This is a genomic window from Paenibacillus sp. NPDC057886, from assembly GCF_042796655.1.
Taxonomy (GTDB): domain Bacteria; phylum Bacillota; class Bacilli; order Paenibacillales; family Paenibacillaceae; genus Paenibacillus.
Window position 1 is genome coordinate 495,662 of record NZ_JBHVMZ010000006.1, and the last position, 21,851, is coordinate 517,512.

Annotated in this window: 17 protein-coding genes; 9 read left to right on the top strand and 8 right to left on the bottom strand. The window is 46.6% G+C overall.

Annotation, left to right across the window (positions count from 1 at the left end):
- Window positions 1-101 precede the first annotated feature (101 nt).
- Window positions 102-734, bottom strand: a complete 633-nt coding sequence (locus tag ACFVQB_RS22495) for a GNAT family N-acetyltransferase (protein ID WP_379444166.1) — start codon at window positions 732-734, stop codon at window positions 102-104.
- Window positions 735-1,189: 455 nt separating this feature from the next.
- Here ACFVQB_RS22495 and acsA point away from each other — a divergent pair, with 455 nt between their 5' ends.
- Entirely contained in the window at window positions 1,190-2,914 is a 1,725-nt protein-coding gene (acsA, locus tag ACFVQB_RS22500; protein ID WP_379444170.1) for an acetate--CoA ligase, read from the top strand.
- 171 nt (window positions 2,915-3,085) lie between these two features.
- On the opposite strand, the gene ACFVQB_RS22505 is transcribed toward acsA, so the two are convergent.
- From ACFVQB_RS22505 to rpsD, 4 genes are all read right to left on the bottom strand, one after another.
- A complete protein-coding gene (locus ACFVQB_RS22505; RefSeq protein WP_379444174.1) occupies window positions 3,086-6,211 on the bottom strand; it encodes a transglycosylase domain-containing protein in 3,126 nt (1,041 codons plus the stop codon).
- A gap of 316 nt (window positions 6,212-6,527) precedes the next feature.
- Window positions 6,528-8,060: a methyl-accepting chemotaxis protein gene (locus ACFVQB_RS22510; protein ID WP_379444178.1), complete on the bottom strand. Its 1,533-nt coding sequence runs from the start codon at window positions 8,058-8,060 to the stop codon at window positions 6,528-6,530.
- A 14-nt stretch (window positions 8,061-8,074) separates the two neighbouring features.
- Complete coding sequence (locus ACFVQB_RS22515; RefSeq protein WP_379444182.1) at window positions 8,075-8,629, bottom strand: cache domain-containing protein; 555 nt, start codon at window positions 8,627-8,629, stop codon at window positions 8,075-8,077.
- Between the two features lie 184 nt (window positions 8,630-8,813).
- Complete coding sequence (gene rpsD / locus ACFVQB_RS22520) at window positions 8,814-9,413, bottom strand: 30S ribosomal protein S4 (protein ID WP_076288214.1); 600 nt, start codon at window positions 9,411-9,413, stop codon at window positions 8,814-8,816.
- 462 nt (window positions 9,414-9,875) lie between these two features.
- Between rpsD and ACFVQB_RS22525 the strand changes: the two genes are divergently transcribed.
- The 5 genes from ACFVQB_RS22525 (at window position 9,876) to ACFVQB_RS22545 (ending at window position 14,932) form a co-directional block, all read left to right on the top strand.
- Complete coding sequence (locus tag ACFVQB_RS22525) at window positions 9,876-11,855, top strand: sensor domain-containing diguanylate cyclase (RefSeq protein WP_379444187.1); 1,980 nt, start codon at window positions 9,876-9,878, stop codon at window positions 11,853-11,855.
- A gap of 132 nt (window positions 11,856-11,987) precedes the next feature.
- Window positions 11,988-12,845: a hypothetical protein gene (locus ACFVQB_RS22530; RefSeq protein WP_379444191.1), complete on the top strand. Its 858-nt coding sequence runs from the start codon at window positions 11,988-11,990 to the stop codon at window positions 12,843-12,845.
- 109 nt (window positions 12,846-12,954) lie between these two features.
- On the top strand, window positions 12,955-14,070 hold the full coding sequence (locus tag ACFVQB_RS22535; protein ID WP_379444194.1) for an aminopeptidase: 1,116 nt from the start codon (window positions 12,955-12,957) through the stop codon (window positions 14,068-14,070).
- A 96-nt stretch (window positions 14,071-14,166) separates the two neighbouring features.
- Window positions 14,167-14,412, top strand: a complete 246-nt coding sequence (locus ACFVQB_RS22540; RefSeq protein WP_024631140.1) for an HPr family phosphocarrier protein — start codon at window positions 14,167-14,169, stop codon at window positions 14,410-14,412.
- A gap of 226 nt (window positions 14,413-14,638) precedes the next feature.
- Window positions 14,639-14,932: an Fpa/YlaN family protein gene (locus ACFVQB_RS22545; protein WP_024631139.1), complete on the top strand. Its 294-nt coding sequence runs from the start codon at window positions 14,639-14,641 to the stop codon at window positions 14,930-14,932.
- Window positions 14,933-15,124: 192 nt separating this feature from the next.
- On the opposite strand, the gene cax is transcribed toward ACFVQB_RS22545, so the two are convergent.
- A complete protein-coding gene (gene cax, locus ACFVQB_RS22550) occupies window positions 15,125-16,195 on the bottom strand; it encodes a calcium/proton exchanger (protein WP_379444223.1) in 1,071 nt (356 codons plus the stop codon).
- A gap of 183 nt (window positions 16,196-16,378) precedes the next feature.
- Here cax and ACFVQB_RS22555 point away from each other — a divergent pair, with 183 nt between their 5' ends.
- Window positions 16,379-16,741: an Asp23/Gls24 family envelope stress response protein gene (locus ACFVQB_RS22555; RefSeq protein WP_024631137.1), complete on the top strand. Its 363-nt coding sequence runs from the start codon at window positions 16,379-16,381 to the stop codon at window positions 16,739-16,741.
- Window positions 16,742-16,898: 157 nt separating this feature from the next.
- On the opposite strand, the gene ftsW is transcribed toward ACFVQB_RS22555, so the two are convergent.
- Complete coding sequence (gene ftsW / locus ACFVQB_RS22560) at window positions 16,899-18,182, bottom strand: putative lipid II flippase FtsW (protein ID WP_379444225.1); 1,284 nt, start codon at window positions 18,180-18,182, stop codon at window positions 16,899-16,901.
- Between the two features lie 13 nt (window positions 18,183-18,195).
- Entirely contained in the window at window positions 18,196-18,543 is a 348-nt protein-coding gene (locus ACFVQB_RS22565) for a YugN family protein (protein ID WP_063565586.1), read from the bottom strand.
- Between the two features lie 212 nt (window positions 18,544-18,755).
- Between ACFVQB_RS22565 and ACFVQB_RS22570 the strand changes: the two genes are divergently transcribed.
- Both ACFVQB_RS22570 and ACFVQB_RS22575 read left to right on the top strand, forming a co-directional pair.
- On the top strand, window positions 18,756-19,925 hold the full coding sequence (locus ACFVQB_RS22570; protein WP_379444228.1) for a M20 family metallopeptidase: 1,170 nt from the start codon (window positions 18,756-18,758) through the stop codon (window positions 19,923-19,925).
- Between the two features lie 198 nt (window positions 19,926-20,123).
- A complete protein-coding gene (locus ACFVQB_RS22575) occupies window positions 20,124-21,800 on the top strand; it encodes a DNA repair helicase XPB (RefSeq protein ID WP_379444230.1) in 1,677 nt (558 codons plus the stop codon).
- Window positions 21,801-21,851 lie beyond the last annotated feature (51 nt).

The window sequence follows — 21,851 nt, forward strand, 5'->3', positions numbered from 1 at the left end:
AAACCGCTTCTTCGTAGCAGGTCATCCATGATGAACCTGTTTGCGAAGAGGCGGTTTTTCTATGTATACGTATTCGGAAGTCATCCTTATGGATTTTGGGATTAATACATAAAACGATGGCGGAATCGCACACGGTCGAACTGTTCCTCCGACTCAAGGGGAACCTGGCTGCCGATGCGAACCATGAGGCAGTTGGCCGGATGTGAACAAATCTCGGGATCGTCGGTGGCGTACCAGGTCATGTCTACGGTTTGCATCAATTTTTCCATCATCTTGCGGTAATCCCATACGGAAAGGGCGCTGCCCTTCAAATCCCAATGCCAATAATATTCCGTTGTGAATATGATATATTTCTCCATCTGTCCATTTTCAAAGGCGGTGAGCAGCATTTCTCGTCCGATCCCGAGAGAGCGATAGGAATCCGCAACCTCAATGGCGCCCAGCTCAATTAGATCGGTCATATTGCCTTCCGACCAACGCTCGCATTCATCTGCATAATGGAAAGTCACATAACCGATAATGGTCTCATTTTCCCGTGCAATGATGATTCGACCTTCAGGCAAAGCGGCAATTTCGGCCAATGCCTCCTGTTGTTCCGAAGGGCGCCGGAAGGCATCCAGATCGGAATGAAATTCAAGCTGCTTAATCGTCTCGGCCTGAACGGGTCCCTCAATGATGATTCGGTGGCCGGACTTTAAGATGGAACGCATATGATGCTCCTTAATATGCTCCATAGTTCATGCTCCTCTCTCCCCCTACTTATAGAGGTTGTTCAAAAAGTCCGCTTTTGATTACGAAGGATGCCTAGTGGCATCATCAGCATCGAATATGGAATTCAGCCGAAATGTCCGTTGCTCACGTAGTTTTCCCTACGCTCCGCTACTCCCTTTCTAGCTTCATCCCATCTTCTTGGTACTGAAAACCGATCTTTATGAACACATATTTATAGCAAAAAACCAAAAATTTGAAAAGCCATAGACGATGATTGAAAAGATTTGCTATAATTGCGTAGACAAAAAATGTTCACAATTCAACTGCAGTTTGGGTTCATTGGTTTGGCCTGGCAAGTACATGATGAGTAGTTCTCTCTACTAATGTAAGCGCTAACTGGAAGTTCAGTCAACACAAAGGCAATCAGAAGTGACCCATAATGGGAATCGAAATGTCGAGTTGAAGGAGGCTGGCAAGCATGAGTCAAGCACATGGTGAGATGCTGCAAACGGTTGTGTCTGAATCTAATCTGGGCGATTACGCGGAGGCCCGAAGCCGGTTTGATTGGGAATCGGTTGAAAGGCACTTTACGTGGCACGCCAGCGGGAAAGTCAACATGGCACATGAAGCGATAGATCGTCATGTGCTGGAAGGAAGAGGCGGAAGAACGGCATTATTATATAGTGATGCTTCGCGTGAAGAGGCATACACGTTTGCTGATTTGAGCGAGCAATCGAGTCGCTTCGGTAACGTTCTGCGCAAATATGGCATTGCTAAGAGTGATCGGGTATTTATTTTTATGCCTCGCAGTCCTGAGCTCTATTTTAGTCTGTTGGGCATATTGAAGGTTGGTGCTATTGCAGGTCCGCTATTTGAAGCCTTCATGGAAACTGCGGTGAAGGACCGGCTGGAGGATAGCGGAGCCGTGGCACTGGTAACGACCCCTCAATTACTTGGACGAATCAAACGTTCGGAATTGCCTGAACTGAAGCATATTTTTGTTGTAGGTGGAGGTCCGCAGACGGAAGAAGGCCTTATTGACTTTGATGCAGAGATGTCCGCGGCGTCGGATGATATGGAAGTGGAGTGGCTGACTCGTGAAGACGGTCTGCTGATTCACTATACTTCCGGCTCTACGGGTAAACCAAAAGGTGTATATCATGTGCAGAATGCGATGATACAGCATTATTACACCGGCAAGGTTGTACTTGATCTGCGTGAGGATGACGTATACTGGTGCACAGCCGATCCAGGCTGGGTAACAGGTACCTCATACGGGATTTTTGCCCCGTGGTTGAATGGGGTGACCAATGTTATTCGCGGGGGACGTTTCAGTCCGCAAGACTGGTACAGCACCATTGAGAAAAACAAAGTCAGCGTATGGTACAGTGCGCCGACGGCTTTTCGCATGTTGATGGGAGCGGGTGAAGAGACCATTGCCCAGCATGATCTGAGCAGTCTCCGTCACGTCATGTCTGTTGGCGAACCGCTTAATCCCGAGGTGGTCCGTTGGGGCTGGAAAGCCTATGGACAGCGAATTCATGATACCTGGTGGATGACGGAGACGGGTGGACAGTTAATCTGTAACTACCCGGGAATGCCGATTAAACCAGGTTCCATGGGACGTCCATTACCGGGAATTGAAGCAGCCATTATTGATGATCGAGGACAGGAGCTGCCGCCATACAGTATGGGGAACCTGGCTATTCGTACTTCCTGGCCGTCCATGATGGCAAAGATCTGGAATAACCCGGCCAAATACGAGGAGTACTTCCGACTGTCTGGCTGGTATGTATCCGGTGATTCCGCTTATATGGACGAAGATGGCTACTTTTGGTTCCAGGGCCGGATTGATGATGTTATTAACTCTTCAGGTGAACGCATTGGCCCTTTTGAGGTGGAGAGCAAGCTCGTAGAGCACCCTGCGGTAGCAGAGGCGGGCGTTATTGGCAAACCGGATGTAACTCGGGGAGAGATCATCAAGGCCTTTGTGGCACTGCGTGAGGGGTATGAGCCGACACCGGAGCTGAAGGAAGAGATCTATCGATTTGTAAAAGAAGGCTTGTCTGCCCACGCCGCTCCGCGTGAGATTGAGTTCAAGGATAAACTGCCCAAGACCCGCTCCGGCAAGATTATGCGCCGTGTGTTGAAAGCTTGGGAGCTGGATCTGCCGACAGGCGATCTATCGACCATTGAAGACTAAAGAGTAAATTAGCGAATGCAACGTGTTTGCATATCCCGTATTTCCCATTAAAAGCCTGATTCGTGTGTCTCATTGCGGATCAGGCTTTTGCGTTGGGGTATCAATGAATCACAAAACCCCATCCTCATGATGCGAGAATGGGGTTAAGAGCATAGTCATAGTAACTCTGTATTACGGTTGGAAATGCACGGCTCCGGACGGCTCAGATTCGCCTATGCTGTTGCTGGCGGATACCTTGAACCATCCACTGGTAGATGCAGGCACTCCGTAGTCCATGGAGGTACCTGAAGTTGTGCCAATTTTGGTGTAAGGGGCTGCCCCTGTCTCACTAAAATATACAGCATAACTTTGAACACCATCCGATTCCGGATTGGAGGCCCACTGAATGCGCAGTCCTTGGGAGAGCGCCGACACGCTCACTTGGCCCGGTGTAGCCGGAGCCGTAGTTGCGGCGTTCTCATTTTGGGGATTTTCCGGTGTAACAACTGTTCCCGGAACATTAATCGGTTCATTTATTTCTTCATCTGAAGGAGGCTCTACCGTTCCTACACTGCTAACTGCTGCGCTAGGAGCAGACTCACGACCAGCTACATCAACCGCTGTAACGTAGAACGCAAAGTTTCCACCTTGTGCATATGCGGTAAATGATCTGGACTCACCTGTCAGGACAACCTGCCCCTGATTCTGGAATCCGGCGCCATTTACTGAGCGATACAGGCGATAACCAACCACGTCACTTTCCGGTGTTGCATTAAACGTAATCACGGCGTTACCGTTTGCAACGGAGATTCTCACATTACCTGGTGCATCTGGTGCTTTGCCGTTATCCGTTCTTGGATCGATCTGTGTCGGCATGTCTGCACCGGCATCTTCCGGCAAGTAATATGCAAGTGATTCGTGACGACTCATACGTGAGAAAGCACTTTGCAATTCCTTGATGAGATCAGAGATCGGTTTCTTGCGCTTGACGACGGTTTTCTCTTTCGTCATGTCTCCAGGTGTTTCATCACGCGGAATGTAGTTGACACCATTGTAAGTGATATATTTGGCTTTGGCGACACCGTCATCGCTGTCCTTCGGCACAAATTTACTATTGAAAATATCAGTGACAAATTTGTCGGTCAGAGATGTTGGCAATTTGCCGCTATAAGCGGATACGGTTCGTGTCTCGATTCCGGATGGCTTCTTGAACGAATCGGTTACGAACATCTCTTTGTCTGTAGCGATGACTTGATTCATGATCTGGGTCCACAGCTGCTGTGCACGTTTCTTCTGTGATTTTGTCTCCAGCGTGTTTACCGGCTGTTTGTATCCAACCCATACACCCAGTGTGACATCCGGCGTATAGCCTTCAAACCAGACATCCGCATAGTTTTGGGTTGAACCCGTTTTGCCTACGATAGGCGCACTCTTGGAGTACTTGTAATTTTCACGAACCTTATCGGCTGTACCTTCCGTAATAACGGTGCGAAGCATATCTGTCATCAGGTATGCCGTCTGTTCTGAGAAAGCTTGAACAGGTTCTGCATCGTGTTTATATACGATATTCCCTTTGGAGTCTACAATTTTGCTAATCATATAGGAATCATTGTACACACCATTGTTGGCAATCGCTCCATAGGCATTGGTAAGCTCTTCAACGGTAACACCGTACTGAAGTCCTCCGAGAACACCGGTCTGAGCTTGGTAGTCAGCTGGCTGGATGGTGGTAATCCCCAGCTTCTTGGCAAAAGCCCATGATTTGTCGATACCAACTTCTTCGTTGAACAGCTTCAGCGCAGGTACATTCAGCGAGTAGTTGAGTGCTCTACGGGCAGTCACAAGTCCCTGGTAGCGATTGTTGGCATTTTTCGGAATATGGAATCCGTTCGTGCCGTCCTTCAGAATAATGGGTGAATCATCAATAATGGAAGCTGGTTGAACAAGTCCTTCATCCAGTGCGGGCAGATAAGCGGCAATAGGTTTCATGGTTGAACCTGGCTGACGCACCATCTGAGTTGCATAGTTCATCTGCTCATCCTGGAAATCACGGCCTTCGATCATGCCGAGAATGGCTCCTGTTTTGTGATTGATCAACATGGCAGCAGTCTGTTCTTTTCCCTTCACGGGATCGTCTGCAGAGAAATTACTGTCATCTTCAGCAATGGTACGCATCGTTTTGTAGATACTCTTGTTGATGGTCGTATAGATACGATATCCGCCTGTACGCAATTGCTGCTGAGCTTCTTCCAGCAGAGCACTGCTTTCTTTTTGCGGTGTATCGGTATCCGTATCCTTGGCTGTATCCGCGTTGGCATCATCAGTGCCGTCAGCTTTATCCGAATTCAGTTGCTTCATTAAAATCTGTGCAGCTTGTCGTTCCGTTTCCATCATAAGGTATGGATAAGTATTGTAAGCTTTGATGGTTTTGGGTGCGAGAGAACTCTTGATGTCAAAAGCAAGAGCTTCGTCATACTCGGATTGATTAATTTTGCCCAGTTCCAGCATACGGCGCAAGACCAGATGCTGACGATTGATTGCCCGCTCAAAATTGTCCTCAACAAAGTCGCCTTTTCCATTAAAGGCAGAGTAAGAGGAGGGGAGCTGAGGCAATCCTGCAAGATAAGCAGCCTGAGCTGTGTTTAATTTGTTCAAATCATTAATATTGAACAGTCCTTTGGCAGCTGCCTTGACTCCATATACATTATATCCACTGGAGCCGTTACCAAAAGGAACCTTGTTCAGGTACGCGGTCATAATTTCGTCTTTGGTCAGGAAACGTTCGAGTCGGAGTGAAAGTAATATTTCTTTCACTTTCCGGTCCTCGGTTCGATCCAGATTGAGGAATACACGCCGGGCTAATTGCTGAGTCAGTGTGCTTCCGCCGGTTTGAACAGATTCTTTCAGCACTTTCTGTTTCACGGCACGGAGCGTTCCGCTCATGTCTACACCTTTATGTTCGTAAAAATGATTGTCTTCAATCGAAATGACTGCATCAATAACCTTCTGCGGGATCTGGTCAAAGGTGACCGGCCGCCTGTCTTCTTCTGTTCGTAATTGACCGATCGGGCTGCCGTCGGCAAAGTAAGCAAAGCCTGTGATGGAGTTTTCGCTGACTTTTTGTTCAATCAGCGCCCTTGAACGGACGGGTTCGTCTTTCACAATGGAACTGACGTATCCCATCAGAGCACCGCCTACAAATAGTACCCCCATGAATCCCAGGACAACCATCCATTTGACGAAACTACCCAGTCTGCGGGCAAAGCTGCGCTTGCGGGCAGGCTGTTCATCGGGCTTTTTCTTATTAACATCAACCATTCAGTGTCTTCCTCCTTTTAACAGCACTTATTATAGCATAAAAAGGCTGGTTTGCATGCCTGAGAAATACAAGCAATGGTCGAAAATTGCCATTCCTTCTTGGATTATGATATATATCATGCGGAATTGAATTACATATCATGAGAAGTCATGGAGAATTTCAAAAAAATGTGGAAGTAGCGGGTCATCAGCGAGGCGATGAAAGGGTGATTCAATACCAAGGCAAAAGGCCGCATCTGTATGTTTTGTACAGGTACGACCTCCTGAGGTCTTTGCTTTCTCCGTGTTATACACACGATAAATAATGGCTTTCAATCTAGGTTCTGAAGCGTTGAATTAGCTCCAGTAGTTCCTGGGTAAGCTTCGCAAGCGCGGCCGATGCCGCCGTAATCTCTTCCATGGCAGCAAGCTGCTCTTCAGAAGCAGCTGCAACACTGGTGGCGTGATCCGCCGTTTCATGACCAATGGTTTTTAGTTGTTCCAAGGTGGCATCCACCTGCTGGGAGCCAGCTGACATCTGTTGTGCGATGGCGGAAACATCCTCAATCTGCGTATTCACGTCCGAAATCTGTGATGAGATGGTGAGGAACAGTTCTCCGCTTTCGTTAATCACATCGGCAATGTGGAGGACTTCTGAATTTCCTTTTTCTATATTATTAACGAGGGAGAGCACCTCTTGCTGAACTGCTTGAATTAATTCTGAAATCTGTGCAGCTGACGTGCGTGATTGTTCAGCCAGATTGCGAATTTCAGATGCTACCACACCAAATCCGCGACCATGCTCACCTGCTCGTGAAGCCTCAATCGATGCGTTAAGTGCCAGGAGATTGGTCTGGCGGCTCACTTCGGTAATCATGCCGGTAATATGACCAATCTGCTCCGAACGCTCGCGGAAGTTCTCCAGTGCCGTCATGGAGTTCTGAACAGAAGAAGAGGCAGAGTCTACCATACGCATGGCAGACTGTATCTTATCTGTCCCAGCAGCCGTACGGTCGGCGACGGTTTTGGATGAGTCGGATACATCTGCAGCGGCTTGTGCAATTCGGCCAATCCCTGTCGATATTTCATTCATGGCACGCGAGCTTTTCTGAAGCTCTTGCATTTGTATGCCAGCTTTTTCAGCAACTTCTTGCCCCGTTAAGGCAATCAACTCTGCGGCTTTACCTGTTTCTTCTGCACTAGCCGTCAATTGTTGTGAAGTGGAGCCTACAGACAAGGCATGTTCCGCTATAACAGACATGGTATGACGGAGGGTTTCCATCATTTGATTTAGATGACCTGACATCACACCGAACTCGTCTTGGGAATGGATGGGAAGCTTTTGCGTCAAGTCGCCATCTGCCAGTTGCCCGGCAACGGTATTGACTCGATTCAGCTGCCTCACGATGGTGATGATAGTGTAGGTTACGACACCACCGAGCAGCAGTACAGCCAGCACCGCAATAATAATGGACCAGCTCAGGCTATCATAGAATGGCTGCAAAATATGACTTTTCGGCAGTGCAGACACGAGGTACCATTTCGAATCTGATCCTTGCAGACGGGCAGGCTCTGCGATAAACAAATCTTCTTGTGATCCATCTGAGACGTAAAATGGGGAATTACCAGCTTGTACACGCTTAATGACGGTCTGGATCTCCGATGGGATCACAGCGCCTTTCTGGGCCAATTCTGGATGAGCACCGTGTGCAGCAATCATTCCTTCACTGGTTACCAGCATGGCATATCCGTTCTCTGGATTTAGTGAAGCCATGTTTTGTTGAAAGCGTTCAATGGTGAAATCAGCACCTACGATGCCCAGAAACGTATTATTTTCATCCAGTAAAGGCAAAACGATTGAGACAAGCAACGTTTCCTTGCCAGCTACCGTAAGGTAATCGGTTCAGACCAATAGATGGATTTGTTCTTTTTTGGTTCCTGATAGTAGGTGCTGGTTTCACTTTCTCCCTCGTAAGTCGTAAGAGGTTCCAGATGCAAAGAATTGCCATCACGTATGACGTAAGGAACAAAGCGGCCAGTATTATCGTCATATTCGTTTTTATTAATATTTTCCTTATCTTTTCCATCAAAGGCATCAGGCTCCCAACCGGTATAAAATCCGAAAACTTTCTCGTCTTTTTTCAAGTATTGTTCAAGTAGTGTTACAACCTCTTTGCGATTGAGTGACCCGGTATGAGCCGCATTCACTAATGTGGTGCTCATCGCCTCAAGGGTGTTCTTCACTTGGTTAATTTCATTCATGAATTCGTTTGCAGCACGGTCTGAGGCTTGCTCAGCAACGGATTCACCGTACTGAAGGCTTTTGTCATAGATTGCTTTGGTATTAAATGCAATCAATGTTCCGATACAACAGGACAATACCACTCCGAGTAAAAGTCCAAGTTTGAAAGCTAATTTACGGTTACGTAAGAACTGCATATTCATTCCCCCATGTCTCTCTTAAGATGTAATGTTTTATTCAGTTCTCCCATAGGGAACTTACATGTTATATCGTTATTTGGGGTTATATAATGAATATACAGATGAAAAAAGACATAAAAAAACAGCTGCCGAGAAAATCTCGGACAGCTGTTTGGTGTGAAGCTTAATGAAATTCCAACGATTAACGGTTGTAGAACTCGACGATTTGTTTTTCGTCGATGTCTTGGGACAATTCCGAACGCTCAGGCAAACGGATAAATTTACCTTCCAGAGCAGTATCGTTGAATTCTACGTATGCCGGAAGATGCGAACGGTTTTCCAAAGCTTCCTTAACGGAAGAAAGACCGCGGCTTCTTTCACGCAGGCTGATAACGTCGCCAGTGCTTACTTGGTAAGAAGCGATGTCGACTTTTTTGCCGTTTACAGTTACGTGACCGTGGGATACCAACTGACGCGAACCAGCGCGGGAGTTAGCGAATCCAAGGCGGTATACGAGGTTATCAAGGCGACTCTCAAGCAAGAACATGAAGTTTTCACCCGCGATACCTTGCATTTTTTGCGCTTTAGCAAAGAGAGTGCGGAATTGCTTCTCGCCCAAACCGTACATGTGACGCAGTTTTTGTTTTTCTTGCAATTGCATACCGTAGTTGCTCATTTTTCTCCGTTGGTTAGCTCCATGCTGACCTGGAGGGAAAGGACGTTTCAATTCTTTGCCTGTTCCGCTCAGGGAAATGCCGAGGCGACGGCTCAATTTAAATTTAGGACCAGTGTAACGTGCCATGTTTAAAGTAGCTCCTTTTTAGTTAAAGTTCATATAGGGCTCTGTTTGCGCTCCAATTTGTTGATGCAGGCTAAGCCACGCATAAAACGATCAGGAAAGTTCAGCCGCTGTCCTGAAAGCAACAAAAAGAATGAGGGTGACACAACCGGTAATGCCCAAATTTAAAGACCCATTAGTAGTCTTCATCAACAATTTATTTTACAGTTTACTAGAACCAAAGTCAAGCATGTGATAAAAGCAAAAAAACGTCTAAATTTGTCGATAGGTCCTTAGGCCCAAAATAATGGGACAATTTTCTGAAATATGGATGCAAAAAAGCTTTAAAGAGAGTAAAATAGATTGTATCTTAACTTTAAATGATCTTGTACATTAAGGTTATCGCATAGATTTGCAGGTTTGCGATAACGTCTGCAGATTAATGCATCCGAGTGGATGCAAAAACGGTGCAAAGGAGCGCCTGACATGTTAGAACATCTAAGAAGTAAACCAGCCAGCTTGAATTCGCGAAGTTCGGGCGATTCCGCATCTTCTGCCGCTCCTCACGAAGCGCATGTATTTTGGATGCAAAAAATGGACATCACACCTTTTGATTTTTCATATTTGGGAAGCCTGCTGCAACAAGCATACACCGATTGGCATACCCAACGACGGCCACACTCAGACAGATCATCAATAATATACAACGTATGGAATACAGAAGGGATCTGTATGGGGCAAGGGAATGAAGGAGCTCCATTGCTCGATGTACATTCGACTGTGATGCAATGCCTTGACACGGGACAGGCCCAGTCGTTACGTGGAACCACTGAAAATGGAGAGTACCATCTAATGGCTGAACCTTTGTTCTCCAGAACAAACAGGGATATGTTTGCTGTCTTCACTGCTGTAACCTACGAGCAAAATCGAGATGACACGTCTGAAGCCGTTGTTCGATCGGAGGCATTGCATTATCGTACCTGCTTTTACCGAAGATTTGAATACATATTTATGACGGATCTACTACAAGCTCATGAACAAACTGCCCGTGAAGAGCATCGAAGGTCGATTCTGTTCCAAATTGTTCAACGGATGCATGACAAAATGGATGTGGACGCCATATTGGATGAAGTGTTTGACAGCATTGACTACTTATATCCAACGACCCGCATGACATTGTATATGTCTCAAGATCAGAGCAGCCTCAACCCCCGCATCAAACCGTTGCTTGTTCATGAACGTGGAGAAGACATCTGTGTACAATCGTTCATGGAAGGCAAGCTCATTGTTGTTCGATCAGATGAAGGTGAACGTCGCATTCTGGAGGTTGGCCTTCCTCTAAAAGGCAAGCAAGGGATCTATGGTGTATTTCATATTGAGATGAATGAGGAGTTAATGGAAGATTCCGATCTGCAGCTCATAACGATGATGGCGGATACAGCAGGAACTGCTTTTGAAAATGCCAAGCTGCACGAGCAATCGAATATGTTGATCCAGGAACTTCGTCTAATCAACGATCTGACACAACGTTTGAATAAGAGCCTGCAGCTAATGGAGATCTATCAATTCTCTGAGCAGGAGTTAAAGGACATCTTTCAGGCTGAATCCTGTTGTATTCTTCAACTGAATGACAGTACGAATCACTTCGAAGTGATGTCATCCAATGTGAATGAGTTATGTCGCAAATCGTTTCCAATGGATTATGGAATCGCAGGTTTGCTGTATCAAACCGAAGAACCGCTTATTCTATCCAATTATGCGAAATACGATAAAGTGTCATCAGTCTTCATGGATCTTACCGGCTCGATGTCATTGATCGCTTCACCCGTTCGGGTAAATGGTGAAGTGAAGGGTGCCATTTTGCTGGGTCATCCGAAAAAGCAGTATTTTTCGTACGATAATTACCGTCTGCTGCAGATGCTGTCCATTCATATTGGACTTGCTCTCTCCAATGCAACGCTTCACGCCGAGGTACGACGTTTGGCAAACCTGGATATGCTGACAGGACTATATGTGAGGCATTACCTGGATAGTGTGATCCATGAACGTCAGGCTCATGAATTCTGTGGTTCACTGGTTGTCGTGGACATCGACCAGTTTAAGCAGGTGAATGACACGTTTGGGCACCAAACCGGTGATCAGGTATTGAAACAGGTAAGCGACATTGTGACGAGTTCTGTCCGGCCTGAGGATATCTGTGCCAGATGGGGCGGGGAAGAGCTGGCTATCTATATGCCTCAGATCGGTGCTCGTCAGGCACTGAAATATGCCGAAATCATTCGCACGAGGGTTGCTGAAGAGACAAGGCCTTCCGTGACCGTATCCAGCGGTATTGCTGAATGGAACTGGATGGATGAGAAGGTTAGTGTGGAATCGTTATTTTACCGGGCTGATATGGCTCTGTACGATGCGAAGCATGGCGGTCGAAACCGGATCGTCATGGAAGAACAGGAAGTTACACGTTAAGAGAGGACTATTCCGATTGCGGAGTCGTCCTCTCTTTATTTTTTTGACGAGGTGATGCCAAAGGAAGGAAGTATAAGCAAATAAGGGAGGGGCAGGCTATGGAGAAAGTTTAATGGAAAGGTGGAATAGAACATGTTGAATCGTCGGTATATACGTGGGCTATTGTTAATTCTGAGCATTGTTGTGTTGTGTGCTCCTGGTTGTGGATTGTTAGGGCGAGATCGAAGTCCCGAAGAATTATTCTCACTGGCTTTATCAGGAATTGCAGGTAAAGAAAAGCTGAGTTTTGATGGGGAAGCAGGATTACGACGTGAAAGCAGCGGGCTGTTCGAAAATCAGTTCAAATTTGAGGGCAAGCTGGAGAATCATGACCGCTTGACCTTGCAAACACGACTTCCCGGAGCCGTGACTGCTGCAGGAACAGGAGTAAATACGACGGTGGTAAACCATAACGGGCAACCGAGCGGATTCAGCGCAACTTTTGAACGGAAACAAGGACAATGGATGGCTTTAACTGCCCATCATGAGCCCCTGCGCGGCTCGCTGTCCCGTTTTAATCCTATCGCTCAAATGGAAAGTATCGATCGTATGAACAAAACGATAAAGTCTGAGTACGGCTCAGGCCGTCGAACGAAAATACTGCGAATTGAACTTGCGCCAAAAGACGCCAAAACCTGGGCACTCGCGCAGCTTAACGACGAGATGAATGCCATCCGGGCAGAGTATATGCACAAGGCAACTGCGGTTAAGGGAGGCAGTCAGGAGAAACTGGAGAAGGATTTGAACAAAGTGTGGGAGCAAGGGGAGACATCCATGCAAGAGATGATGAAACAAGCCGAGGTACAGACGGTGTATCATCTAACCGTGGATCGGAAAACCAGCTTGCCTTTGCGACTTTCCTCGGAAAGCCAGGTGAGCTATAAGGACATGAACAGCAAAAAGAATAAAGAAGCTCTTGTCACAGATGTAAACTTCAGGGCTTATGAGTAGATGAGTTGCGGGACTGCCTGCTGACGGGATCGTTGTAGCGTGCTACAATAGTATCGTAATTTACCGTTGTTCAATTCGGGAATGGCGGATGACAGGAGGAGTTTACACGATGAAGGACCCAAGAATTCAGAAGCTCGCAGCCAATCTGGTGGGCTACTCTGTAGATGTACAGCCCGGCGAGAATGTGCTGGTTGAGATGATCGGCACGGAACGTGATTTAATGAATGCTATTATTGAAGAAATAGGCAAAAAAGGCGGTAACGTCTTTGTACAGCTGACTGACAAAACAGTACAGCGTGCCATGCTCAAAAATGCAACAGAAGAAATGATGAAAACCTGGGCAGAGATCGATTTGAACCGGATGAAACAAATGGATTGTTACATTGGCATCCGTGCAGGGGAGAATGTGAATGATCTGTCCGATGTACCGGAAGAGAAAATGAAAATGTACAATTCACTTTATTCCCATCCGGTACATAGCGAGCAACGGGTAAAACATACAAAATGGGTTGTGCTTCGTTACCCGAACGCAAGTATGGCACAGCTGGCGAATACGAGCACAGAAGCGTTTGAAGATTTCTACTTCGACGTATGTAACCTGGATTACGCCAAAATGGACAAAGCACAAGATTCACTGGCTAATCTGATGAAACGCACGGACAAAGTGCGTATCACTGGACCGGGAACAGACCTGAGCTTCTCCATTAAAAATATCGGTGCAGAGAAATGTTCTGGCCAAAAAAATATTCCGGATGGCGAAGTGTACAGTGCCCCTGTACGTAATTCCGTGAACGGAACGATTAGTTATAACGCGCCAACGCTGTATAACGGGATTACTTTTGAAAATATTAAATTCACCTTCAAGGACGGTAAAATTGTTGAAGCAACAAGCAACGATACAAACCGCATCAATGAAATTCTGAATTCGGATGATGGAGCTCGTCATATCGGTGAATTCGCCATTGGATTTAATCCACATATCCTGCACCCGATGAAGGACATTCTGTTTGATGAAAAAATTGCAGGCAGCTTGCACTTTACGCCAGGCCAAGCATATGAAGAAACAGATAACGGAAACCGTTCCTCCATTCACTGGGATCTGGTGTTGATCCAGCGTCCAGACTACGGTGGTGGCGAAATTTATTTTGATGATGTGTTGATCCGTAAAGACGGTATTTTCGTTATTCCTGAGCTGGAATGCCTCAATCCGGATAATCTGAAGTAGGAACAGTATTTTGCTGTTGCTAGGAAAGCGGATTCACGGTATCATGTAGTGGTAATTAATAGATGATACCAAAAGTGAAAAGACGGAGGGATTCCTATGTCGAGTAATAACGCAGCGGTAGTGGAAATTGCTCAAACAGCGAGCAAGTTTACTTCTTCAATCGTGCTTCATTCAGAGAACAAGTATATCGATGTAAAAAGTATTCTCGGGCTGTTCACAACGCTGATCAGCACGCACAGCTATGAACTGCACGTTCATGGCCCGGATGCAGCTGAAGCCAAAGCAGCTATGTCAGAAGTATTTGCCAAGCATGGACTGAATGTGAGTATCGCATCCGAGTAATGGCACTAAGAAGCATCTCTGCCTATTATGGCAGAGATGCTTTTTTTTGCATGAGATAATTCAGGTGTATGGCAAGACCTCCGTAAAATAGGGGGATTAGACAGGAATAAAGCTCGTCATGTTGTATGGTTATTTTGGTCAGGTTCTTGTATTAGCTCCTGATTTCGTCTAATATTAGAGGTAGAACGTCTTTACGCGATTTTTGGGACATAGGGGGGAAAAATGCATGACTTCATCTGATCTGCAGGACCAGTTGCACTTGAAAGCGATCAGTCTTCTTCAAGAAGATGCAGATAAAATACAGAAGCTTATTGAAGTACAGATGGAGAATCTGGCTACCCGCTACTGCCCTCTCTATGAGGAAGTATTGGATACACAGATGTATGGGTTCTCCAAGGAAGTCGATTTTGCTGTTCGTGCAGGGCTTCTTCCAGAAGGTGCTGGTAAGCAGCTGGTAAGCGCGCTTGAGCGGAATCTGGCGATTCTATATGAAGCTTTGAACAAGAAGAATGAGCAATAGCCTGCAATAGCGTGGGTCAGAATAGAAGGCATGCAGGTGTTTGCATGCTTTTTTTGTGCGCCTGAATCGGAACAGTTCGTCTGATGTGGTTCAGGCAGAGGGGTAAAAGAAAAAAGCAGTCTGGAAATGCGATTTCCAGGCTGCCTTTTACGCTAAATTGTCTGTCGATCATCTAAGATGATTGGAGAACTGTTATACCAGGAAGAACGATACACCCAAAATAATATACACGACCATTAGGAGCAGACCTTCGTACCAGTTTGTTGAACCGTCCTGGGTGATGGACTTGGCGATAAATACGGCTACGCCAATAGCGACCAGCTCAATTGTTGTAAATACAATGTCCATCGTTCTGCCTGTAAAGTAGCTGACAAAAACGAGCACAGGGGCAACAAAGAGTGCGATTTGCAAACTGCTGCCGACAGCGATCTCCACAGCGGCACCGATTTTGTTTTTCATGGCAAGCATGATGGCTGCACTATGCTCCGCGGCGTTACCGATAATGGCAACGAGGAACGCACCGACGAACAGTTCGCTGAGTCCGAATTGTTCGGTAAACACCTCAAGGGTACCAACGAGCCATTCACTGACGAAGGCAACCATGACGGTTGCAAGAACAAGATAGAGAATTGATTTTTTCTTGGACCACTCGGGTGCATGTTCATGCGGCAATTCTTCATCTTCATCCACAGTGACATCTGCGAGATAGTTCTTGTGTGTGACCATGGAGAATACTAACCACGCTATGTAGGCAAGGATCAGCAAGCCTGCGACAATGAGACTGAGTGTATTCGTATCCTTTTGTGTGATGGAATGGGTATTCAGGAAGACGGCTGGAATAAATAGGGCAATGATGGCTACAATCATCAGGGAGCCGTTTAGACCGGCAAGCGATACGTTATAATTCTGAATTTTGAACTTGAGTCCTCCGGCAAAGATACTTAAACCAAGCACCAGCAGCAGGTTACCGATAATGGAGCCTGTCAAACTGGCCTTAACCATGTCGAACAATCCTTCTTTGACGAGAAAAATGGCGATGATCAATTCGGCGGCATTGCCGAATGTAGCATTCAAAAATCCGCCTAACCGCTGTCCGGCATAATGGGCTACATTTTCAGTGGCTTTGCCTAAAAAACCGGCCACAAAAATAACCGAAATGGCTGAAATGACGAATTGCAGAATCGAATCCCAGTTCATGTAGTGGGCGACGGCGCTGAGAGCAAAAAAAGCAATCAGCAAAATGGATGAAATTCGGTTTCTCACAACAAACACCTCGGTAACTTATTATTTTGTTTTAAACGATATCACGAAACACTTATGAGATTATTTTCATATTTCAATATAACCAAATCGTGGTAGGTTGTAAACGCATCTTTTTGAGTTTAATTTGCTTTTTGGGGTGGAAAGGATTTAAAATACGAGTAACGAAGTGAAGGAGGATGTGGCATGGCAGAACAACTTCAACTAGAGGGCGGAAACATCCGGATTGCCGATGACGTAGTGGCGAAAATTGCCGGAATGGCTGCGATGGAGACACCCGGAATTGCCGCAATGTCTGGAGGATTGTCAGAGGGCTGGGCGAAGCGCCTGAGCGGTAAAAACGTACAGAAAGGCGTAGGCGTGGAGGTCGGCCAGCTGGAAGCAGCCATTGATCTGCGCATCATCGTCCTGTACGAGACACCGATTCATGAAGTTTCCCGCATGCTCCAGCAGAATGTAAGAGAAGCGGTAGAGACCATGACCGGATTACGTGTTGTTGAAGTCAATGTAAAGGTAGAAGGCGTATCTTTCAGAGGCGACGATCTGTAAACTTTAGCAATCCGTGATGGAAGAACAGCGGTACATTGACCTGGTTCTTCATCTAGATAGACAAAACCAAAAAGACTTCGCATCGAATTCGATGCGAAGTCTTTTTGTGTTTCCTTCTTTTTGTTTCCAAAACCATTCGTATAACGTTTCCTTCGCATTACCGAATTCGGCGAATGGATTCACGTGAACGAAGTGCGGGAGAGGTACGTGATGTCTGAACCGTCACCGACTTCGTTTTCTCTTCCTTGATGACGTCCAAATTATTGGTACGCGAGATGCTGAGCAGGATACCCATGGCCACCATCATTACAAAGAGTGAGGTACCGCCATAACTGATGAACGGAAGGGTAACCCCTGTCACCGGAATGGTCTGGGTCACGCCCCCAATGTTAATAAAGGCCTGGATCGCAATTAATCCCATAATACCAATACCGACCAGCGTCCCAAATGGATCGGGACAGCGAAGGGAGACGATAATGCCTCGCCAGATGAAGTAGAGGTAGACCAACAGAAACAGGACACTTCCAACAAAGCCGAGCTCTTCCCCAATTACGGAGAAAATAAAGTCGTTATAAGCATTGGGCAAGTAATGCAGCTTCATCGTACCTTGTCCGATCCCGGAGCCGGTGATGCCTCCATCCCCGATTGCAACAAGGGAGCGATAGAGGTTGAGACTGTCTCCGGTTGTGTCCGATGTTGGATCAAGGAAAGCCTGAATGCGTCCCATTTTGTAGTTCTGCTTCGCCTCCGTTGTGGTAGACGAACTATCGTCAGATGAAGATAAGGAAGAAAAAAGGGCGTTGGCGCCCAGCGCCAATGCTGCTCCCAGCACCACCAGCAGGATGGAACCCATAATATGTTTCATGCTAGCGCCACCTGCATAGATGACCAGACCGCAAGTAGCCACGAGAATGAAGCACGTACCAAAGTCCGGTTGCAGCATGATTAACCCGGCAATGAACCCGACAATGACCAGCACAGGAATATATCCTGTCTTAAGATCCCTGAACCGTTCTCCTTTTTTGGTAATAAGTGCAGCAAGGTACAGAATAATAGCGATTTTGGCAAACTCTGCTGGCTGAATACTGAATCCAAAAATGTGAATCCAGCTTCGTGCGCCGTTCAGCATCTTGCCTGAAACCAAAACAATCAGGAGCAATACCGTGGTGAACAGGAAAAACGGTGCATAAAGTTTCTTGTATTTGTTAAATCGGATATTCATGGCAAAAAACATGCCCACTAAACCGATAACCGCCCACATAAGTTGTTTTTTCGTGAAGAACAGGGCATCATTGTTAAAACTTTTGTTTGCAATTGCAATGCTGGAACTGGAGCTGAACACCATCACCAGTCCGAAGCCCACCAACAATAAAGTGAGGATTAGCAGTTGAAAATCCGGCGTGCCTCTCTTCGTTTTCGTTTGGGCCGTTTGTTGTTTCATGGTTCGGCCCAGCCTAAGCTTCCAGCAGTTCTTTAAGCTGCTGTAGTTTTTGGGCCGCCAGCTTCACGACTGGCTGCGGTATGGTAGAGTCATAATCCAGACCATGCGGAAAGGTTGCTTTTCCAAGATAAACAGCCTCAACTGCGAGAACCGTATCCGGTTTTTCGAGTTTGCCATCGATCGCACGGGTATTAATACGTACAAAGTATTCCGATTTGGTTTGTTCATCTTCAATTTTGTAGTCATATGTAGCACGATAATATTCCCATTGCCACCGGACAAATCCGACTTTCTCGGCGCTCTCATCCAGGTATGCCAAGTCGCTCTTCAAGCCATCCAAGCCTGTATTCTCAAAAATCATAAGCGTCTGATCCTCCTCATAAGCTTCCGAGAGTATAATTCTCGTTCTTTTCTCTAGTTTATGATAGTATGTTTCCCCTTCCCGTGCAAGCTTTCAAGCGGTCATTCGTATCGGTTTTCTTCCAATTCTGCTACAATATACAGCAATAGGTTTCAAGAGGAAGGTTCGGGCTTGATGAAAGTCCCGTATAGAGAGCGAAAGGATGGAGAGACATGACAAATAATATATGGTGGAATGACCTGCAAATCCACATGGTAGAATGGCGTCGTCATCTTCATCGGAATCCTGAGGTTTCCTTTCATGAGGAGAAGACATCCTCTTTTGTAGCGGATATGTTGGAGAGCTTTGGCGTTGAAGTGAAACGACACGTTGGCGGACACGGGGTTATAGGTACCCTTCGTGGGGACAAGCCAGGGCCTGTCGTAATGCTTCGTGCAGATATGGATGCACTTCCGATCCAGGACGAGAAGGACGTTGAATACGCCTCACAACAAGCAGGAGCCATGCATGCCTGCGGTCATGATGGTCACATATCCATTTTGCTGGGCACTGCACTGTATTTCAGTCGCCATAAACATGAGATCAAGGGTGAGATCCGCTTTTTGTTCCAACCTGCAGAAGAATTGCTTCCAGGTGGGGCGCTCAAGGTCATTGCAGACGGCGGACTGGAAGGGGTAGATGTCATCTATGGCATTCATCTGTGGACCCCGCTTCCTGTTGGCGTGGCAGCGAGCACCCCGGGGCCGATGATGGCAGCGGCAGATGACTTTTATATCGAGATCAAAGGAAAAGGTGGACATGGCGGCATGCCGCAATCCACAGTGGACAGCCTGGTGGCCGGTTCCGCCCTTGTGATGCAATTGCAGACGGTTGTCAGTCGCTCGGTGGATCCCTTGCGTCCCGCAGTATTGACGATTGGCACGATGCAGGCGGGGTCAGCACAGAATATCATCGCCGAGTTATGCAAAATGACGGGTACAGTAAGAACCTTCGATGAAGAGACGCGCAGTATTATGAAGGAACGTGTGCATACGATTGTAGCTCAGACCGGAGAGATCTATGGTGCTGAGACGAAGTTGAATTATATTATGGGATATCCTCCTGTTGTGAATGATGAGCAGGAAACGGCACGATTCTTCAAGGAAGCGGTGGATGTATTTGGCGCAGACCATGTACAGAAGTCACCGATGCTGATGCCAGCTGAAGATTTTGCTTATTACCTGCAGCAGATTCCTGGCTGCTTTATGTTTGTCGGAGCAGGTAACCCGGAGAAGAATGCCATTTATCCGCATCATCATCCCAAGTTTGACTTTGATGAGGATGCCATGCAGAATGCTGTGAAACTATTTATAGCAATGGCTAAAGGATATACAGCCGAATGATTTGATTATAGTTGGGCATCCTATTCATACCAAGGTATGAGCAGGGTGCTTTTTTGGTAGGTCTCTATAAAGCTTAAGTTAAGGCTGAACTGTTGTACCATACAGGTTCAATTTCGGAAGTCACCGGAACTGAACTTTTTGTGATGCCTGTTAATCAGATAACATATAGATTATTTTTTAAATTAGGGAGGAAGCGGAATGGAGAAAACGGACGCCTGCATTGTCCAGCGTGATTTTACAGTATTGCTTGAAGTGGGTCATCCTGGATTTGATCAGGCCAGAGCTCAACTAGGGATGTATGCCGAGCTGGTGAAAACACCTGCGGCTTTTCATACATATCGTATCACTGCATTATCGCTGTGGAATGCCGCTGCACTCGGATGGAGTGCTGATCAAGTGATTGCAAGTCTGGAATCAGTGTCTCGTTGGAATGTTCCTGCCGCCCTGATTCAAGATATCCAGAGAATTATCCATCAATATGGGAAGCTGCAATTGAAGCCAGAAGCAGATCACGGGAGAATGCGTCTTGTAAGTGAAGATGAACGATTGCTGGATGAACTAAGCAGTATGAAGACCATCTCGGCTTTTCGGATGGAACGTGTCGATTCCCATGAGCTCATGCTTGGTGGGGAGCTACGTGGATTGCTGAAGCGTGAATTGACCCGTTTGGGTTATCCGGTGCTGGATTATGCAGGATATCGAGAAGGAACAAGTCTGCCGTTTGAGTGGAGAGCGAATACTCTAGGCGACAGTTCGGATGGCTTCCGGTTGCGTCCGTACCAACGAAGTGCTGTGGATGCTTTTGAAGGTAGCGAAGGCATGGGAGGCAGTGGTCTGCTTGTTCTTCCCTGCGGTGCAGGCAAAACGGTTATTGGGATGGCAGTATTGGAACGTCTGCAGTGTGAATGCCTTATCTTGACCTCGAATACCACATCCGTGCGGCAATGGATTCAGGAATTGCAGGACAAAACAACGATAACGAGTGAACAGATTGGTGAGTATTCCGGTCAGAAAAAACAGGTGAAACCTGTGACCGTGGCAACTTATCAGATTCTTACACATCGAAAATCGAAAGATGCTGATTTTACTCATATCAAATTGCTCAGTGAACGTCAGTGGGGACTTATCATTTATGATGAGGTCCATCTGCTGCCGGCACCTGTATTTCGGGCTACTGCAGATATTCAGGCTACGAGAAGACTGGGATTGACAGCAACATTGGTGCGTGAGGATGGCTGTGAACAGGATGTGTTTTCACTAATTGGTCCGAAACTATATGACATGCCGTGGAAAGAATTGGAGCAGCAAGGCTGGATTGCTAATGTAGAGTGCCAGGAAATACGCATCCCGTTTACTCCTGAACTACGATCAAACTATTTGGAAGCGGAGGTGAAGCATCAATTTCGCCTTGCAGCCGAAAATCCGGCCAAATTAGCTGTGATCAGACGGATATTGGATCATCATGAGGGGATGCCAGCGCTTGTCATCGGACAGTATTTGGATCAGCTTGAGAGCATTGCCCGGGAAATTGAAGCGCCGCTCATATCGGGTACGATGTCCCAGCAAGAGCGAGTGAAATGGTTTGCAGCGTTCCGGCGTGGTGAGATCAAAACGATTGTAGTATCCAAGGTTGCCAATTTTGCCGTAGACCTGCCTGATGCTGCTGTTGCACTTGAAATATCCGGCAGTTTCGGTTCAAGGCAGGAAGAAGCCCAGCGATTGGGTCGGATCTTAAGGCCGAAGTCCGGAGAAAATAAAGCTTATTTCTATGCCCTTGTATCCGAGGACAGTAAGGAACAGGAGTTTGCATTACGTCGTCAGATGTTTCTGGTCGAACAAGGATATGAGTACAAAATCGTTCATGAATTGCAATGAAAAGCTGTTTACTTTACATCTCTACTTAAAATAATGGGAAAGGCATGATAA

Excerpts from the sequence above, each read along its gene's own strand:
- ACFVQB_RS22495 (WP_379444166.1), bottom strand. The coding sequence starts at position 734 with ATGGAGCATATTAAGGAGCATCATATGCGTTCCATCTTAAAGTCCGGC.
- acsA (WP_379444170.1), top strand. The coding sequence starts at position 1,190 with ATGAGTCAAGCACATGGTGAGATGCTGCAAACGGTTGTGTCTGAATCT.
- ACFVQB_RS22505 (WP_379444174.1), bottom strand. The coding sequence starts at position 6,211 with ATGGTTGATGTTAATAAGAAAAAGCCCGATGAACAGCCTGCCCGCAAG.
- ACFVQB_RS22515 (WP_379444182.1), bottom strand. The coding sequence starts at position 8,629 with ATGCAGTTCTTACGTAACCGTAAATTAGCTTTCAAACTTGGACTTTTA.
- rpsD (WP_076288214.1), bottom strand. The coding sequence starts at position 9,413 with ATGGCACGTTACACTGGTCCTAAATTTAAATTGAGCCGTCGCCTCGGC.
- ACFVQB_RS22525 (WP_379444187.1), top strand. The coding sequence starts at position 9,876 with ATGTTAGAACATCTAAGAAGTAAACCAGCCAGCTTGAATTCGCGAAGT.
- ACFVQB_RS22530 (WP_379444191.1), top strand. The coding sequence starts at position 11,988 with ATGTTGAATCGTCGGTATATACGTGGGCTATTGTTAATTCTGAGCATT.
- ACFVQB_RS22535 (WP_379444194.1), top strand. The coding sequence starts at position 12,955 with ATGAAGGACCCAAGAATTCAGAAGCTCGCAGCCAATCTGGTGGGCTAC.
- ACFVQB_RS22540 (WP_024631140.1), top strand. The coding sequence starts at position 14,167 with ATGTCGAGTAATAACGCAGCGGTAGTGGAAATTGCTCAAACAGCGAGC.
- ACFVQB_RS22545 (WP_024631139.1), top strand. The coding sequence starts at position 14,639 with ATGACTTCATCTGATCTGCAGGACCAGTTGCACTTGAAAGCGATCAGT.
- ACFVQB_RS22555 (WP_024631137.1), top strand. The coding sequence starts at position 16,379 with ATGGCAGAACAACTTCAACTAGAGGGCGGAAACATCCGGATTGCCGAT.
- ftsW (WP_379444225.1), bottom strand. The coding sequence starts at position 18,182 with ATGAAACAACAAACGGCCCAAACGAAAACGAAGAGAGGCACGCCGGAT.
- ACFVQB_RS22565 (WP_063565586.1), bottom strand. The coding sequence starts at position 18,543 with ATGATTTTTGAGAATACAGGCTTGGATGGCTTGAAGAGCGACTTGGCA.
- ACFVQB_RS22570 (WP_379444228.1), top strand. The coding sequence starts at position 18,756 with ATGACAAATAATATATGGTGGAATGACCTGCAAATCCACATGGTAGAA.
- ACFVQB_RS22575 (WP_379444230.1), top strand. The coding sequence starts at position 20,124 with ATGGAGAAAACGGACGCCTGCATTGTCCAGCGTGATTTTACAGTATTG.